The organism is bacterium (assembly GCA_040755755.1).
GTDB lineage: Bacteria > SZUA-182 > SZUA-182 > DTGQ01 > DTGQ01 > DTGQ01.
Map to the genome: position 1 here is coordinate 213,808 of JBFLZW010000022.1, position 18,600 is coordinate 232,407.

General features: G+C 52.5%; 12 protein-coding genes. 1 reads left to right on the forward strand and 11 read right to left on the reverse strand.

Annotation, left to right across the window (positions count from 1 at the left end):
• Positions 1–9: 9 nt before the first annotated feature.
• Both AB1611_08310 and AB1611_08315 read right to left on the reverse strand, forming a co-directional pair.
• Complete coding sequence (locus tag AB1611_08310) at positions 10–678, reverse strand: ATP-binding protein (GenBank protein ID MEW6379598.1); 669 nt, start codon at positions 676–678, stop codon at positions 10–12.
• Positions 648–1,274, reverse strand: coding sequence for an AAA family ATPase (locus AB1611_08315; protein ID MEW6379599.1), 627 nt, complete (start codon positions 1,272–1,274; stop codon positions 648–650). The genes AB1611_08310 and AB1611_08315 overlap by 31 nt, the downstream gene beginning before the upstream one ends.
• A 262-nt stretch (positions 1,275–1,536) precedes the next feature.
• Between AB1611_08315 and AB1611_08320 the strand changes: the two genes are divergently transcribed.
• Complete coding sequence (locus tag AB1611_08320; GenBank protein MEW6379600.1) at positions 1,537–2,478, forward strand: dockerin type I domain-containing protein; 942 nt, start codon at positions 1,537–1,539, stop codon at positions 2,476–2,478.
• A 55-nt stretch (positions 2,479–2,533) separates the two neighbouring features.
• On the opposite strand, the gene AB1611_08325 is transcribed toward AB1611_08320, so the two are convergent.
• The 9 genes from AB1611_08325 to AB1611_08365 form a co-directional block, all read right to left on the reverse strand.
• Entirely contained in the window at positions 2,534–3,706 is a 1,173-nt protein-coding gene (locus tag AB1611_08325; GenBank protein MEW6379601.1) for a hypothetical protein, read from the reverse strand.
• Between the two features lie 19 nt (positions 3,707–3,725).
• Positions 3,726–6,011 (reverse strand): hypothetical protein, encoded by a 2,286-nt coding sequence (locus AB1611_08330; protein MEW6379602.1) that lies wholly within the window; start codon positions 6,009–6,011, stop codon positions 3,726–3,728.
• 449 nt (positions 6,012–6,460) lie between these two features.
• Entirely contained in the window at positions 6,461–6,901 is a 441-nt protein-coding gene (locus AB1611_08335; GenBank protein ID MEW6379603.1) for a cytochrome c3 family protein, read from the reverse strand.
• A 368-nt stretch (positions 6,902–7,269) separates the two neighbouring features.
• On the reverse strand, positions 7,270–9,192 hold the full coding sequence (locus tag AB1611_08340) for a nitrite reductase (GenBank protein MEW6379604.1): 1,923 nt from the start codon (positions 9,190–9,192) through the stop codon (positions 7,270–7,272).
• Positions 9,193–9,225: 33 nt separating this feature from the next.
• Complete coding sequence (locus tag AB1611_08345; protein MEW6379605.1) at positions 9,226–11,355, reverse strand: PAS domain-containing protein; 2,130 nt, start codon at positions 11,353–11,355, stop codon at positions 9,226–9,228.
• A 157-nt stretch (positions 11,356–11,512) separates the two neighbouring features.
• Complete coding sequence (locus tag AB1611_08350) at positions 11,513–12,394, reverse strand: CoB--CoM heterodisulfide reductase iron-sulfur subunit B family protein (GenBank protein MEW6379606.1); 882 nt, start codon at positions 12,392–12,394, stop codon at positions 11,513–11,515.
• Entirely contained in the window at positions 12,391–12,936 is a 546-nt protein-coding gene (locus tag AB1611_08355) for a 4Fe-4S dicluster domain-containing protein (protein MEW6379607.1), read from the reverse strand. Before AB1611_08355 ends, AB1611_08350 begins: the two co-directional genes overlap by 4 nt.
• Positions 12,937–12,961: 25 nt before the next feature.
• Positions 12,962–16,420, reverse strand: a complete 3,459-nt coding sequence (locus AB1611_08360) for a hydrogenase iron-sulfur subunit (GenBank protein ID MEW6379608.1) — start codon at positions 16,418–16,420, stop codon at positions 12,962–12,964.
• Between the two features lie 425 nt (positions 16,421–16,845).
• On the reverse strand, positions 16,846–18,195 hold the full coding sequence (locus AB1611_08365) for a PhoH family protein (protein MEW6379609.1): 1,350 nt from the start codon (positions 18,193–18,195) through the stop codon (positions 16,846–16,848).
• Positions 18,196–18,600 lie beyond the last annotated feature (405 nt).

Genomic DNA, 18,600 nt, shown 5'->3' on the forward strand with positions numbered 1-18,600 from the left:
CCCCCCTTCTCATCCGGGGACTCCTGCGGCGAAAATTATTCCCAGATTGGTTTCCCCCTTCCAGTCACGGAGATTCGGATGTTCTTTTCCCCGTACAATATCTACAGCCCCGCTTTCTGTTTTTGAGAAACATAAGATCTGATCAGGTTCGGCCATGCTGAGAATCACTGGAGAATGCGTGGCCAAAAGAATCTGTGCCTCATAGACCGAGGATAAGGATTGGAACATAGTTTCTATTGCACGTGGATGGATGCCGTTCTCCGGTTCTTCAATGAGATATATACCGGAGAAATCAGGAAGATATGCTGGAAGGGTGAGGGCCAGGAGCCGCAGGGTTCCATCCGAAACCATCCACGACGGTACTTCCAGGTTGCCCGAATAGCAAATTTTCAAATACCGGTGTTTATCGTCCGGCCGTTCGACCGTGCGTATATCTTCAAGGTCAGGAAGTGCGGTCCGCACATGACCAATCCATTCTTTGAACCGTTCGGGAGATGTTTTTTTAAGGTTTTCAATCACCCAGGGGAGGTTAGAACCATCCGGCTTGAATCCCCTCGGTTGTCCGGGAGGGCTTGCTTTGCGTATCAGGAGACTGTTCAGCATCAATTGCTGAACCCCATCGGTCAGAAGATCCTTTAACCATGTGGTTACCGGAAACTTCGATTCATCCGCGGGCAGGTTTCCGAGGGCCGATTTCCGGGGACCAAGCCGAAAGGCAGGTGCCCACCCCCTGCCCCCCTTCTTATAAACTTCTGAGTAGAAATTATCATTTCCCCCCTGACCTTGTTGACCACTGTCCTGATGTTCTTCTTCGCCCTCGTTGTGATTAACGTGTCCAGAGGGGTGGGCTCTACAGGAAAGAAAAGCCTCATCTGCATACCCTGGCGGTTTTCGTCCTCTTCTTCCTTGAGAAGGACTTTTTCAGCTAGAATTGACGGTTCCTTATCCATGCTGTCGAAGCCAACGGAAACCTCATATCGTATGATTGAAAACGACCTGGCAATCTGTTTTTGCAGTTCATCAGGGATTTTCAGCTCTATGGCCAACTCGAACTTATCACCGGAATGGTTCCATATCAGGTCCTCGAAATTTTCCGTTCGATTCCGGATGGCAACATCCAGGCCACTGGTGACAAGATCCTTCAAAAAGGCCACTCCATCAAGGAATGTCGTTTTCCCGCTGGCATTCGGACCCACCAGTACCTCGAAATTTGCTAATCGCTGATCAATATATCGTAAACATCGATAATTCAATGTCTCTATCCGGCAAATCATTGAATTTCTCCCTCAACAGCCTGCAATATTTTTATTATACCATTTTTCTCTTAATTGAGATAATGCGGTTAAGCAGACCTTATCAAGAAATATTGTCCGAGTTTATATCACGAATGCATAATTGCAGGCAAGTACTCCTATGTCCGGCACGGGTTCCCAATATTAGTTAAAAACAGGAATATTAATAAAGGTAATAATTTGCTATAATAATTATGACAAGGAGATTGCGTGTCATTGTTTTCATCTGCACAGGAGGGAAAAAATGAAAAAGCTTTCGGCTTTACCCATGCGCCTCATGCGCATGGCTTCCATCATAGCCATACTCTTACATGTTCCATGTGCCTGGTCACTATCGCTCGCCCTTCCATCTGATATCACGGTTTCTACAACCGGCATTTTAACGCCGGTAACGTATCCCCTGCCAGCGGATTCCAATGATGTCAGGTTTATCTATGATCCGCCTTCCGGATCCGAATTTCCGGTCGGGGAGTCAATAGTCAGAGTCACAGGCATTGATAGCTTTGGCCGCTCCAGCGAATACCATTTCACGGTAACTGTCTGCAACGGTGATCTCAACGGGGATGAAGTCATCAGCCCGGCGGATGCTCTCATCGCTTTCAAGTGTTACCTTGTGTCCGGCCCCTGTCCGAAATGTGCTGATGTAAACCAGGATGGCCATATTACCCCGGCGGATGCCCTGTGTTTATTTCAAAGCTACGTGGGTCAGGCATCCTGTCTGGAAATTGAGGAAGAGCAGTTATCCGTGACCTACGGCTTTACAGCCGAGGCAACATATGTAAACATCAGGATAGACCAGGCAAAACTGGTTTACACCTATTTTGAAGACACCGATCAGAAGTGCAGGTATTGGGTTGCTCAATCTCCCTGCTGGACACAACAGGACCTTACGACCATGGAGACACCTTTATCAAAGGATGAAGTCAACGGGTTAATCGGCCTGATATATCAGACACGTTTTGTGGATCTTGAAGATACTTACGGGGGAGCGGCCCCTGGGCAGAGATATTACCCCTATACGCTATCTGTCAGGATCACGCAGGGCGAGCAGCCTGTGCAAAGAGAGAAGACAGTGGTTTACCAAAGCTTCCCAACGTCCTCTCCGAGGCCGGAGGCATTTCAGGTCATCGAATCCCGGCTGTTAGAATTAGTAAGACAGAAGTTTCCCATGCCGGGAAAGTTGTAAGGGGCTTTTGGTGGAGGTACTTTCCAGGTGGGGAGTGAGAGAAAGAGGCTGCCCGTTACCAGGGATACTGGAGCGAGAGCATGAGGCCGAGGAATTGGGTGGTGTTGATATCGGTATCGCTTCCCGATATGGTCAGTGAGACCTTGCCGTAGGCTACTCCCAGGGAGTAAGCCCGATAGTCGGGGTTGTATCCTGTATGAAGGGAGAAATTTTTTCCTCTCCGGTGGCTCACTCTCCGGTAGCTCAGGTCGATCCAGGGGAATGGCCTGCTGTCGATGAAACTGACCGAAGGGGTCAGGGCAAAAGGTCCGGCCTGGCAGGAGATGAGTATATCGGTTTTCAGCGGGATCTTCTGGACATAGTCCTTGTAGCTCTCATAGCCGCGAATGGTCGGGCGGTAGATCTGGTAGCCCTGGCTGTCGTATTCTCTGTTCTTCGAGCTGGCATTGGCGTCGGTGTAGGGTACATCTTTCCAGAACATCCTGCCTCCGATATCCCTGCACAGGATCTCTCCCCGGAACCATGTGTTCATGACATATTGCAGGCCAAAGTCGAAGCTGTACCCGGTACCCGTTCCGGGGATCGTTTCCAGGCGGTCATAGACAAGGTTATCGTCATAAACATAGTCAATGGACAGGTCGAAATTATAGCTTTTTTTGCTTACGGGTATTATCCTGCCTTCGATCTTCCCCTCCTGAATCATCTCGCCCTGCAGGTAACGGGCCGTGAATCCTGCGGTTAATCCGGGGACCAGGATGTTGAATTTCATCCCTTTCGACACTTCGACACCGAAAGCGGAAAATCCTCTGGCCTGAATGTCTATCTTGTATTCTCTTCCAACGGGCAGGTTCTTCTTCTGGTCTATCAGCCGCAGGATCTCCAGAGTGTCACGGTTGGCTTTCAGGTATATCTCGCCGCGGTAGAGGGCTGCAAACTTCCAGCCGTGCCAGATAAGGCCGGATGCGGTTTTCCATGCTCCATCGGCTGTATTGCTGCTGCCGGGCCTGAATGGTCTTTTTTTCTGATCCCCGATGAGCAGCGGCTGGAGGGTGAGGGTATTCTCTGCGCAGAAAGCCCTGGCCTCCAGGAAGACACCCCTGGTCTCACCTGCCAGGGTGGCGGGGTTGAAACCTGAGAGGGGATTTTGGGCACGGGCGGAGGATGGCAGGAGGAGACAGAAGGAGAGAGAGACCCAGGAAATAAGGGCGGCCCATGGGGCCGCCCTCATGTGGCTGGCAACCGGTTTGCTAAAAGACTGATTCAATATAATCGTCCGCAGTGTACTTGACAGTCGGCATACCGCTTATGGTATACAGGTCCGCCATTTTTGTGCCATTGGCGGTAGTGATCGAACCGCTGAGCTTGCTGTTCTTCGGCTTGGTGTCATCATAGCAGATAGTCACCTGCATGTTTTCCTGGTTGCTGAGGGTGGCTGTCAACTGTTTGGTCTGGTCGTTAATCGTGGCGGTTCCCTCAAGTGATATGACCGTCCCGTTACTATAGGTTTTCCGGTAGGAGACTTCCACTTCAGCTAGCCGGTATCCGGTCTGTTCCACGCTCAGGAATGCAGTCAGGACAGGCTGCGAGGGTATGGCGACCGTACCATCGAAGGTAGCTGTCCATTCCGGGTAATTGGTCGGGCTTTGCGGGATACAGCAATTGAAAGTATCAGCATTTTGCCAGGTGCCGACTATGCTTCCGGCAAATTTAGCGCCGGTTGAGGCGTTGTTTTTCAGTTCCTGGAATGTTCCCTCAAAGCGGACTGACTGGGGCACGACAGCGACAACCGACTGATCATCCGACTCAGCTTCGTACCAGGTCATATCCGAGATGATGATATTGCCATCCATCTGAGCTGTATTACTCTTGGCTCTGCCTGAAAAGAAAAGCCTGGTGGGATAGAAGGATGCGAACACCTTGTCCGGGATGCTGGCAGTGTCCGGATAAGGCGGGAGGGCATTTTCCATCTCAGGATTTTCCTGAAGGTATTCCTCCGTCCATGCATTCCATTCATCTTCACTGGGCACGGGTACATCAGGCAGGGGGATATACTTGCCCTCAGGGGTGCTGGCAAAGTTTACTTCGAGCTTTCTCCCGTCATTGGCGAAATCAAACGTGAACCCTCCGGGGATTATGATGGAACCTGTCAGGATTATCCTGGCCAGCAGGGTATCTTGATAGATGCCGCTATAATTCAGATTAACCACCAGTTTCTCATTCGACAGGGTTGTCATGAAGCCGGTAAATACGCCGACGACAATTTTTCCGGCTGAATTGGCGGTCAGGGTCAGAGCGCCGCTGTCGAGAACTGCATCGGGCTCCTGACCCGTATCGGTAACCGTAAAGGTTACGGAACAATAGCCGACATTATTGTCACACTCAACTAATGTCAGTTCCAGCTTCAGGTCGCCTTGCGTATAGGTATAGGTGGGTTCGGGGTCCAATTTCCGTTCTGCCGCCAGGGGCTCATCAGTCGTGATATCCTGGATTATCAGCTTGGTGCAATCTACTATCCAGCCTATCCGCTGGGTATTGAAGGCAAGGTTTGGACCAAGACCGCTCTCCAGTTCCTGGGCGAGATTGACGAACGGTGTCTTTACTACATCCTTTACTTCGCCGGTCTGGTAATTGTAAAGAGAAAGGGCGGTATTGCGAAGGTCTGCCACGAGCCGTTTGGCTTTTATCAAGCCTGCCGCCGCCGGGTCGGGCTCCCAGTTGGGAGGAGTGATCGGGTTTTCGATAGCATCACTGATGGCATTCGCTATCAATAGAGGCACTGCCCTGATCTGGGTACGGTTTTGGTTAGATGCGGCAAAAGTAGTGAAAGCGTTCAATAGCTTAGGCCCTTCAACATCGGGTTTCTGATCAAGCAGATCGGTCCTGATATCGCTGATGACCTCCCCTACGTTTTTCCCCTCGGTCTGGGCCATTTGAGACAGGGATGCAAGGAGGAGCCCATACCTGATGCCGCCATCCGGCGCTCCCAATTGCGGTACCCTGGTGGCATCGTGAGGTCTGGTGCCGATGATATCCTGGATGCCGAAGGCTGCGCCAACCAGGTAATTGGCACCTTCGATCTTGTCTCCGGTCAGGGCGCTGCCTGCGCACTGGACTGCAATATCAGTCAGGGGAGTAATGGCGATTGAAACGTTCCCCTGAGCATTGGTCAATGCTGCCCGCAGCGGAGGAGCCGGAACGTTAGCGTCACCCGACGCCTCGTCGGTATATACGCCGCCGGTTGTTTCAACCAGAACATTACCGGCGTACGATCCAAGATTGATGGAGTAATAGCCTTCCTGATCAGTCACCGCTGTGCCAAGTTGAGCTCCTGTGCTTCCATCCGCATTCAGAGCATAGGCTCTGACATTTCCTCCCTTGATAAGACCTTTGGATGCAACCCCGCTGATAACCGTGGTTCCGGTTTGAGGCGGATTATCATCATCTTTGTCACTGCTGCTGCCGCATCCTGCCAGAATGAGAGTAAAGGCATTCAGGAAAATGATGAGTGCACAACCTGTCTTTAAACTCTTCATAACTGAGACCTCCTTTTTCAATGCTAATGATTGCCTGGAAATTAGACGATAACTACCAGGAAGTGTTGGTGTATCTCCGCTCATATGATATGATTTGGTAACAGGCTCACTGTTCACCCCGATGGCACTCTCTCGGTAAGTATCTATTCGATAACGTATAGCTATCTTACATAGGGAAGGCGGCCCTCCAGGGCCGCGCGCACCGCCAAATGGTGTATTGCTCACGAAAGATAAACAAGACAGTATGCAAGCAGGGACTACTTTTTATTCGGCACCATTCTGTAAATCCTACGGAAGAAATTGAAGAGAAAAGGGGGGTAAGAGTCAGGAGTCAGGAGTCAGAATAAAGGCTGTCTTTTCTTCTGACTTCTGACTCCTGCCTCCTGATAAAATGGAGGGTGGGGCTTATGCCCCACCAAAATACCGCCGGAGCGGGTTCGCATAGGCGCTTATCTTTGCTGATGGCAATCCTTGCAGGAGGTTGGACCTTTTCCCCGGGTTTTGTGGCAATCCAGACAACTGCGGTCGTGCTGTTCAAACACGTTATGGAAGGCACCATAGAATGAATCGGTCCCTTCTCGCTTTTGGGCATTGGAATGGCAGCCATTCGCGGAGCATTTATTCATGACCAGGGTTTCATAAGCATTATGGTGGCACAGTGTGCAATCGAAGTCTTTATGTTTGGCATGGGGGAAGGGAACAGGTGCTTTTCTGTTTTTCACTCCCTCCGGTACTTTCATGATAACCTCCGGGGGTATCCGGGTCCCCGAGCTCGGACTTTGCGCTGAACCTGCTGTGATCATTGAAAGACTGAAAATCAGAGCAACTGTCAGGAGCATGAACCTGCGATTCATTCTTTTTGCCTCCATACCTTTTATGCCTCTCTCCATACTGTTCTCCTTAAAGATACTATTTCTCCCTTTCCCTTGTCCAGTGAGAATTTGGAATGAGAAACCATCAGTCAAAACGCAAACTTCACAATTCAGAATGTGCATCCTGCTGTTTCTATCGTTTGAGGACCTTGAAGCAGACTCATCTAAAGGTTTTTCTTCCGAAAATCTGCTCCTGGCTCATGATAATCATGGCCTCCAGGCCCTGCCGATAAATTTAGGTTATGTAATTATATAAAAAAATCGTCAGCTTAGTAAGAAAATTATCAGTTCGAGATTAAAAAAATGCAAAAAGCATACAAAGAAGCTGCTGAGGAGGCAAAAATCATGATACCGCTCGAGATGTTCCCTCTGTCCCTTTGATGCCGCTATTCAAGGGGATTTTGGGTAAGAGTCCTGATCTCTTCCCGGGTATAGCCAAGGTCTTTCCAATCAAGGACTCCATCCGGCCTATGGCAGTCCGCACAGGAGAGAGCGCCGTTGCGTCTGATTGCGTGACTGATCTCGAGGCAGGCATCCTGCGGTATCCACCGCGCTTCCACTTTCCCCCTGGCCATGGTCAGAACATCCTGATATGAACGGGTATTCCACCCCGGGAGATACTTTCCGGATCCATCATCCATAAAGGTCATGAACTTATTCATCAGGTAGAGGTCGAACATCCATCCGTACAGGCGATTCATCATGCTTTTTTCCATTTCCTTCGAGGCTGCCAGATCGGGTTTTCCGTACGCATAATAGGCGGGCAGGTTATAGGGAACGTACATCCCGCCGAAAGGTCCGATATTCTGAAGATCGATATGCTGTTTGCCGTTAAAGAGCTTCATGGGGTAAATTTTGGACGCTCTTCCCTGTCTGGCAATAGGACGCATTACCGTTTCATACCATGCCTGATAGTCAAAGCCGGTAAATTCGGGCCATATGTGGGCGGGTTTATAAAATCTGTAGAGGTTGGCGCCATTGGGATTATCGCCGATAGGATTGCCAAGGAAGCTGGCATCACCGTTCCACCAGACATATACGATTCCCTTTCCCGGCTCGGTATCTTTTTTCAGATCGTGGTACAGGTAAATCCCCGGATCTTCCTCAAAAACAGGATTGCTGAAATCCCGCAAGGTGGCGTTATCCGGGTGAAGAGAAGGGATATGACAGGTTTGGCAGGCTATTGTTGCCGTATGCCCGTTCAGATAGTCCGCCAGTTCCCGGTTGGATTTATGGGGCTCGGCAGTATGACACTTTTCGCAGGAAACCTCCACGTTAGGCAGGTCGTTGGCCATGATGGTCGTGGTGTGGGTCCCCCTGGCCATGAGATGGCCTTCGGCCAGGTGGCAGTCGATGCATGAGAGCCCGGCAGCAGCATGCACATCCCAGGATGGTGAATAGGGCGTCCCTCGCTTGGAGCCGGGGTGCCTGATCCGCGGCCGCTCATGCCCAAGGTTTTGGGTACTCTGCATGTATGACGGATCTTCCGGATCGATGTAGATATCGCCGCCCATGTTATGCTGATGGCAACGCAGGCAGTTCTGGGCCGTCGGTCTGATGACCGACAGGGCAGCCTTGAGGGAGCGGTCCTGGTCCCATCTGAGCCGCCCGGCATCACCGGCAATAACCTGCTTTTTATTCATGTCGTAAGCCGCCGCGTGACAGATGAGGCAGTCGATGGTTTCCTTCTCCCTGGCCAGGGTGGAATAGAATGGCATCATCTCTCCCAGCGGAGCCTGATACTGGCTGCCGATGTGGCACTGCCCGCAGCCTTCGGACAGGGTCTTGCCTTTTTTGGTTATTACCAGCTCAGCCCAGGCAGTCATGGCAAAGGAGCCGGGCTTGGGACAGGGGCGGTTGATTTTCCCCATCGGGAAATCATCAGCCAAATGGCCGTTGAAACCATAGACATTCGGATGATTTTTCGTGAAAAAGCGATAGTGCGCCGAGCTGGTGATATTGTCCATCAGGTCAACTTTTTTCTCTTTCCCGCTGACTGCATCCTGAACAGTGATCTTCTCGTGACAGCGGAGGCAGGTCCCGGGTCCCTCATAGCCAAGAAGATTCGCTTTCCGGAACTGTTCGATATGATTGAATCGGTAAGAAAAATCTTTGCTCAACTGCGAGGCGATGGTGTCAAATTCCAGCGGCGTGACCTTATTCACCGCAAATTCAGCCCTGCCAGGCCGGCTGTCAGCCGGCATCATCAGGTTAATTGATCCTGACCACATCGAACAGCCACTGATCAGGACTGTGGACACCAAAACAGCAAATACTAAAGAATAATACTGCCGATAATTTTTTTCCATCTCTTACCCTTCCTAACCTGCTTTCTATCCTCTTTAACCTGCTTCCCTGCCATGTCTCACTACCTTGTGCAATACCTCACTCAATTCCCTGATGCCGTAAGGTTTGGCCACCACTTCGCAAAAGCCGTGCTGCTGGTATTCGGCCATGATGGGATCCTGGGAGTAGCCGCTGGAAACGATAGCCTTAACCGAAGGATCGAGCTGGTGGAGTTTCTTGATTGCTTCTTCGCCTCCCATTCCACCGGGAATGGTCAGATCCAGGATAACGGCATCAAAAGGTTTGTCCGATTCCCTGGCCTGCGCGTAGAGCTCGATAGCCTCGTCACCCTCTCGGGCAAGATCGACCTCGTATCCAAGGTCATTCAGCATCTCGCCGACCATATCTCTGAGGCTTTCCTGATCATCCATAAACAGGATTCTCCCCCTGCCTGCATGGAGCTTTTGTTTTGCGGCTTTCTCCTCCGGTACGGCCTTTTTCGCTGAAGCGGGAAGGTAAATGTGGAAAGTCGTCCCGACGCCGACCTGAGATTCCACGGTAATATGGCCCCCGTGTCCCTTGACGATGGCATAGGTGATCGACAGGCCCAAACCGCTCCCCTGCTCCTTGGTAGTGAAATAGGGATCGAACACCTGGTGGAGATACTTTTCCGGTATCCCGCTTCCCTGATCCTGTATGGATATCTTGATATATTCTCCCTGACCCAGCGGCAGGCCCTCGCTTGCCTGAACGACCACATTTTTCGCCCGTATGGTAATAACTCCACCTTCGGGCATGGCCTGGATGGAGTTAATCAGCAGATTATTGAGGGCCTGGCTCATCTGCCCCTCATCGATTTCAGCCCACCATAAATCATCCGGCAGCACAAACTCACTCCTGATCTTGGAACCGCTCAGAGCAAAGGCCGTGGTATCGTTTAACAATTCGGTGATCGAGGCGGTTTTCTTGACCGGTACCCCGCCCTTGGAGAAGGTGAGAATCTGGCTGGTCAGGCGCTTGGCCTGCTGAGCCGCTTTTTCGGTCTCTTGTAAGATTCTGGCAACGCTAGGGCTGGCCTGCATGTACAGCTCAAGCAGGGAAATATTGCCAATGACGGCGGTCAGCAGATTGTTGAAATCATGAGCGATACCGCCAGCCAGCACCCCGATCGATTCAAGCTTCTGGGCCCGCTGAAGCTCTTCTTCGGCCTTCTTATGTTCGGTGATGTCCTTGAAATTTTCCATGAACCCGACCACTTCGCCTTCAGGGTTACGAAAAGGAGTTGCCGTCAGGATACAGGTTAGTTTTTTGCCATCGCTGCGCTCTATTTCAACATCACGCTCAAAATGCTCATCACCGCTGTACATGAGTGAAACCGGACAGGCAAAGGCTTTGCAAAGGTTCTGATGGAATGCTTCGTAGCAGCTTTTGCCTTCCACATCTTCTTTTTTCAAGCCAAAGAGGGTACAAAAAGTCTCGTTGACCCGAATCACCCGAAGGTCCTTGCTGATCAGGCACATGCCGTCAGCAGCGGCATTGAATATCTGATTCAGTTCCGCATAGGCTACCCTGGTCGCTTCCTCTGCCCGCCTGCGGTCGGCTATCTCCTGCTGAAGCCGTTCGTTGGCTGCGGTCAGTTGGGCAGTACGCTCCCTTACGAGCTCTTCGAGCCGGGAGCGGTGGTCCTGTAAATCTTTCTCGACCTTCCTGCGTTCGGTGATGTCGGTAAAATTCTCGACGATTCCTAGAATCTCCCCCTTCAGTCCCAGATAGGGGACAGCCGTTATCAGGCAGGAAATAGTTTTACCACTTCCCCCGTCGAGCTTTTTATCAACTTCATGCGAACTGATCTTTGCACCGTTCAGTACCTGCTGCAGTGGACACGCAGGAGTATTACAGAACGGACCCTGCCAGACCTCGCAGCAGTCATGGCCGATTATTTCATCTTTCTTCAGGTGAAAAAGGGAACAGAAGGAATCGTTAACCCGGAGTATGGTGCGGTCCCTGGCAATAACGCACAGGGGGACAGCCGCGTTGAATATCTGATCGAGATCAGAGCGTGCGCGCTCGATCTCTTCCTCAGCCTCGCAATGATCTGTTTCCCATTTTTCCAGCTCAGTCACCCTCTGGCGCAGGAGTCGCACCTGCTCTTTGAGTTTCTCTCTGGCCTTATCACGATGTATCATTTTCTTCCTGCCAAAATCTCCGAACATTGTCTGCTTAATCCTTTTTTTTATAGTGCCTCCTCAACACTATCACTATAACACTCATTATAGCATAACAGACGGATAGTATATAGCCTTTTTAGGCAATTAATTCAAATTATTATGCAGCCTCCTGCCCCTAAAAGCTTTCAAGCAGCCTGGCGGGGAGAGGGACATTCAGGTGAAGACCAAGGTCGGCGATTGGATCTGCGCCCAGGGCCAGGCCAAGGAGTTGAGGATAGAGGAGGGCAGGGAGGTTGTATGGCGGCTGGCCGAGTTTTTTGGCAATATTGGTCTGATTCAGGCCATACATAACGTAGCAGGTATTGCAGTGCAGGGTGATAAAGTCCACTCCCTTGTCTTTGAGGTTTTCAAGTTTCAATCCAGCCAGGGAAAAGGCAACATCCGGAGAGTTCGGAAAGGTTTTTCCGCCGCAGCACAGGAGCAGGGTCTCATAGTCGATGAGTGAGGCTCCGGTGGCAGCGATGAGCTGATGGAGAGTCCTGGGATTTTCCGGCTCGTCAAATCCGTTGTAGACAGCTTTTGGTCTCAGGTAGTGACAGCCGTAATGGGGGGCGGTTTTCAGCTTCGACAGATTTCTGGTCACTTTCTCTTTCAGCCGGTCCGGGCCGATATCCTCGGAGAGGACCCGCGAGAAGTGCCTGACCGTGTACTTTCCCTGGTAGGCGAGGCCAATGGCTGAAAGTTTCCCGTTGATGCGGTCCCGGACTCTTTCATCCTTCAATGCTTCCCTGGCTTCGGTCAATGCCCCGGTACAGCCGCTGCACAGGGTTATCATGTCAAGCTCATGGCTTTCAGCCAGGGCCAGGTTCATGGCTGCCATTAAAAGCCCTGCTTCAAGGCTCAGGTTGATCTGATTGGAGCCGCAGCAGGCCATATCCGGAAGGTCAACCAGCTCGATGCCCAGATTCCTGGCCACCCACCGCGCCGAAAGCTCATACTGCGGCACCCTGGTGGGCGTGGTGCAGCCTAAAAACAGAGCATATTTTTTCCCCGTCATGGCCGGTTTCCCTTCGGTTCGATTTCAGGTTCGATTATCGGTGCACAACCTGCGGCTGTCAGCAGCCTGGACAGCCTGTCCCCATTGTTCCTGAGCGGCGGGAGAGAAAGCTCTTCCCTCCTTTTTACCCATGCCTCTTCGGTTGGAAAGACCAGCCCGGTTTGCCCAACCTGTCTGGTCTGGTTGATCCAGGCAGGAGGGGCATATCCTTCCCTGGCAGCCATATTTTTTATCAGATTCAGGATATCAAAAAATTGCACCCCCTGCGGGCATCGCTGCCCGCAGGTATGGCAGGTGGCACAATACCAGATATATCCGCTGCTGAAAAGTTCCTCCCGCATCCCAAGGTGAATCATCCTGAGCATCTTAAGCGGGTCATACTCAGGATACACCCGGTGAATCGGGCAGCCTGCCGAACAGGTTCCGCAGGTGAAGCAGGCATTCAGGTCCTGGGCGATGGGGTGGCTGGCAGCCACTTCAAACCTGAAATTCCGGTCAAGCCGTGATACCAGGATTGATTCCTGCAACGGTTCTGGCGGCATGGTGTCAGTATCTCCTTTTCTCTCATTATCCGGCCCGGCTGAAAGGATTTGGTCCAAGCTGGCGGATGCGCTCAGTCATCTCATGAGCGATCTGGACGAACCGCTGGCCCATGGATGAAGACAGGTTATACATCTCCAATCGCTCGCTGCCCAGGCCGATCTCATCGAGTATTTTTTTCACTGCCTCGACCCGTTTTCTGGCATGGCAGTTTCCCTGGAGAAAGTGGCAGCTTCCTTCCAGACATCCGGCCACAAACACGCCGTCGGCACCATGCTCGAAAGCCTGGATGAGCACCTGCTCACCGGCGTCTCCCGAGCAGGGTACTTCGATGATCCTGATATTGGGAGGATACTGAAGCCTCATCGTACCTGCCAGGTCAGCGGCAGCGTAAGCACAATAGGTGCAGCAGAAGGCCACGATTTTCGGTTCGAATTTTCCATCCGTAATTTGCACGCCGGCTGGCAGGCATCCGGTCATGGCCAGGTAGATATGGTCATTATACCCTTGCAGGCTGATGGCCTGGTTGGGGCATTCATCCACGCAGGTGCCGCAGCCCTGGCAGATCGAGGGATCGATTTCAGTCACCGAATTTTTTACCTTCGGAGCATTGAACAGGCAGAGCCGCATGCAGGTAAGGCAGGCCACGCACCGGTCCGGGTTGACTCTGGCTACCACGCCCTGAGACTCAAGGACGTTTTTGCTCAGGATGCAGGCTGCCCGTCCCGCGGCCGCTTTGGCCTGGATCAGGTTTTCCTCTACGTTTTTCGGCCCATGAGCGACACCGGCCAGAAAAACGCCTTTGGCTGCAAAATCCACCGGACGAAGCTTCAGGTGCGCCTCGAGGAAAAATCCATATTCGTCGAGAGGAACCTTGAAAATCCGGCTGAGCTTCAGGGTATCCTCGCCGGGCAGAACAGCCGCAGCCAGACCGACAATATCCGGTTCGATAACCAGGGGCCGCCTCAGAACATGATCAATGACAATAACCCTCGAGCCCCCCTGCCCGGTTTTTTCAACCACGGGTTTTTGCTCAGCTTCATAGCGGACGAAGGTGACACCCATCATGCGCGCCTGCCGGTATTTATCCTCCAGGAAGCCATAGGTGCGCATGTCGCGGTAGAGTATGAAAATATCCATGTCAGGGTACCTGCCCTTGAGCGCCAGAGCCAGCCTGACCGATGTATTGCAGCATACCCGGCTGCAATAGGGCCGCTCAGGCTCCCGCGAGCCGACGCAGTTAATCAGGACGATGCTCCGGCTTTTTTTCAGCCGCTCATCTTCTTCAGCCAGGGCTTTGTCCAGCTCAAGATAGGTCATGATCCGGTCACTTTCGCCATACCGGTATTCTGCAGGCTGGTATTCCCGGCCTCCGGTAGCCAGGATGATTACACCATGCCTGATCTTCTGGCCATTATCCAGGGTGGTGATGCAGTTGCCCACCCCGCCGCAGCTTTCCACGGGCCCGGTGGAAAGATAGGTCCTGATGAGCGGTTGAGCGCCGACCCTGGCAACCAGATCGTCAACCAGGGCGGGGATATTCTCGCCGTTAAATCCCTGGCGGACCTTTCGGGCCATGCCCCCCAGGGCCTTTGACTTTTCCACCAGATGGACTTCGAAGCCAGATTCTCCGGCCAGGTTCAGGGCGCAGGTCATGCCCGATATGCCGCCGCCGATAACCAGGGCTGCCCTGGTCAGGCCGACCGATGTCTGCCGGATGGGCTCCTGCAGGATGAGTTTGGCCACCTTCATTCTGACCATCTCCGTGGCCTTCTCCGTAGCCTTTTCCGGCAGATCTTTATGCACCCAGGCACACTGATTGCGGATATTGGCCATTTCGCACAGGTACTTGTTCAGGCCGGCTTCCCGGGCAGTCTCCTGAAACAGCGGCCAGTGGGTGGCCGGGCTGCAGGCGGCAATCACCAGGCGGTTCAGGCCGTGTTCTTTTACCGCTTCCCTGATGCCTGCCTGACTGTCCTGCGAGCAGACGTGGGGATACTCCGCCGCATAAACCACCCGGGGAATCCGGCTGGCTGCTTCGACCACTTCCGCTACCCGGACCGCCTGGCTGATATTGGTGCCGCAATGGCAGACGAAAACGCCGATGCGGGGCTTCTCGGCATCCCTGCTCTTTTCCGGAGGAAATATTTTCCCCCTGACCAGACTTCCCCGGGCCGGGGCCAGCCAGCTTCCGGCAGCACCGGCACTGGCCATGGCCTGGGTTACGGTTTCGGAAATGCATTTTGGTCCGGCAAAGGCACCGGCCACAAAGATCCCCGGACGCACAGTCTCCACGCCGGAGGGCGGTGCAGGCTCGCCAAAGCCGTAGCGGTTGAGGTCGATCCCAAGCTTTTGATAAAGCTCCGCAGCTCTGACCGGCGGCCTGAAACCGACAGCGAGAACAACAAGGTCAAATTCTTCAGCCTTGAGGCTGTTTTCTGCCGGGTCAGCGAAGCGGATCAGCAGATTTCTTCGCCCGTCCTGAATTTCGATCACCTCGGAAATGCGCGACCGTACGAACCGCACGCCGTGGAGATCTCTGGCACTCGTATAATATTTCTCCAGCCCTTTGGTATATGCCCGGATATCCATGAAAAATATGACCGTGTCGATGTCAGCCTGGCTGTGCTCTCTGGTCAGGACCGCCTCTTTGATGGCAAACCGGCAGCAGACCGAAGAGCAGTATCCCCGGCCCTCAGAAGTATTGCGCGATCCTGCGCATTGGATCCAGGCTATTCTGGCGGGCTTTTGGCGATCGAACGGCCTGACCAGATCACCATGGAATGGGCCTCCGGCGCTCAGAATCCGCTCGAATTCAAGGCCGGTGAGCACATTGGGAAATCTCCCGTAGCCATAGGAGAGCAGCCCCCGTGGATCGATCAGCTCAAAGCCGGGAGCAAGGATAACCGCACCGGCAGACACGGTAACGATCTCCTCCTTTCGGTCAAGATCGATTGCCCCGGCTGGACAGACCTTCTCACAGGCCCTGCACATTTTGCAGTTCTCCCGGTCAATGGCATAGGAATCGGGAAGTGCCTGGGGGTAAAGCTTGTAAATGGCAGGCCGGAAATCAAGCCCCTGGTTGAACTCATTGGGCACATGGCCGGGGCAGACCTCGGCACATTGCCCGCAGTTTCTGCACGTGGCCGGATCGACGAAGCAGGGCTGACAGTGCAGGGTGAGCTGAAAATTTCCCGGCTCACCCTGGATATCGGTCACTTGTGCGCCGGTATAGATTTTGATGTTCGGATGACGGCCGCACTCGACCAGTTTCGGTGAAAGGATGCACAAAGAGCAGTCATGCGTGGGAAAGGTTTTGTCCAGCATCGGCATGGTGCCGCCGATGGCCGCAGATCGCTCCGCCAGGTAAACGAAATAGCCCGACTCTGCCAGGTCAAGCGAGGCCTGAATACCGGCAATCCCTGCCCCCACTACCATAACCGACCCGGTTTTCCCCTTCGGCTGAGACTCCATACTTGGCTCCATTTGGCTTTTCCTGCCTGATAGTATTCCTTTGAGTATTCTTTTTCGGCTTATGGCCAGGATTATTATTACTCAATACCTGAACAAGGCACGATAGCACATCTAGGGTAGGGCTGCTTTTTTGCCCCACCAAATACCGCACGCGATCTCATGGTCAGTCCTGACTTGGCCGTGGATTTGCCGCGGAGGGTACTGAGAACGAAATGTGCGGCACCCGGTAAGGTATTTTTGAAAAACGCGGACACTTTTGAATTTGGGGAAGCGGACTTTGGAAGGCGGGCGGAAGCCGCTTCCACTATAACTGCATCGGCTAAATACAACTGTCCGCCCCTGAAGCCTGAGGGGGGAGAGGGAGCATGGCTGCCCTCAGAGAGGGCACTGATAACTGACCGCTGACCACTGTTTTACTGACCACTGGCCACTTTTTCCTACAGCAGATTACTGGCCAGTTCAGCCAATTCGGACCGCTCGCCTTTTTCGAGGTTGATGTGGGCATAGATTTTCTGGCCCTGCATTTTCTCGATGAGATGGCTGAGGCCATTGGATTGGGTGTTAAGGTAGGGATGATCGATCTGGAAGATATCACCCGTGAACACGATTTTTGTTCCTTCACCGGCACGGGTGATAATGGTTTTGATTTCATGGGGGGTAAGATTCTGGGCTTCATCCACGATGAAGTAAATTTTCACCAGACTGCGTCCCCGGATATAAGCCAGAGGGGAGATGACGAGTTTTTCATTTTCAAGGAGTTCCTTGATCTGGCTGTGCTTGTGATCTGATTCGGGGAACTGGTTCTGAATCACCCCAAGGTTATCGTAGAGCGGCTGCATGTAGGGATCGAGCTTGGAGTGGATATCGCCGGGCAGGTAGCCGATGTCCCTGTTGCTCAGAGGGATAATCGGCCGGGCGAGAAAGATGCGCTGATAATACCGTTTTTTCTCCAGGGCCGCGGCCAGGGCAAGGAGGGTCTTGCCGGTCCCCGCTTTGCCGGAGATGCTGACCAGTTGCAGATCGGGGTTCATCAGGGCATGCAGGGCAAAGGTTTGCTCTGCATTGCGGGGAGTAATCCCATAGGCAATGGTCTTATCCACCCGCCTGATTTTCTGGGTAAAGGGATCATAGGTTCCCAGGGCTGACTTTTTCCCTGAGCGCAGAATAAGAAATTCATTCGGCTGGAGTGGTTTCTCCGGGGTCAGCTCAGATGCATCGATCTCGAAAGGTTCAGCATGAATCCGGTTAATCAGCTCCTCGGTGACTTTTTCTTCGATCCGGTGTCCGGTATAGAGTGACGAGATATCCTTCACATGGTCTGTGCGGTAATCCTGGGCCAGCAGCCCGATGGACTTGGCCTTCATGCGAAGGTTTACATCTTTCGATACCAGAATGACCTGCTTGGAAGGGTTCTCTTTGGCAACATGATAGGCGATATTTAAAATGTGGTGATCCGGCTTGTTGTTGGTGAAATTGAATGCCAGATCCTGATGGAATTCCTGCTCCAGCTTGATGGAAATGCGGCCGCGATCCGGACCTATTCTGACCCCGCCGTCGAATAGGCTGTCACCGCTGAGCGAATCCAGTGCGCGCACAAATTCGCGGGCATGAAAGTTCAGGGTTTCATTGCCCTTTTTAAACTGGTCAAGTTCCTCCAAAACAGTGATCGGGATAAGGATATCATGTTCCTGGAACTGGTAGATGCAGGTGCTGTCATGAAGAATGACATTGGTATCGAGGATGAAAATTTTTCCCCGGCTGTCCGATTTTCCCTGGTTATCTGGCATAATGGAGATAAATTAGCATAAGAAAGCCTTATCTGCAAGCAATAAATTCAGTGAGTTCTCGATAAGCTTTCCTGCCCGGGCCATGCCAGATGCATACCCGGAGAAAAAAGGGGAACCCGATCTCCCCATGAAAATCAGGTTCCCCGAAAGAGAGCAGGTAATAATGAAAAGTGCTCTCACACTATATTTTCGACTTTGGCAGGGAGCATGATCGGGAATTATTTACTATGATGGTAAAATTTGGATTTGGATTTTCAATTGTGAATCATTTGCCTGCCAGGGGAGGCGAATGGCACTTACCTTAGCGATCCTCGCGCCAAGTCCATGATAGCGGCAACCGGAGGGGGCAGTGCCCCGTCTTTACTCCCTCGCCCCTTCGCTGAATAATTTCAGTATATTATATTT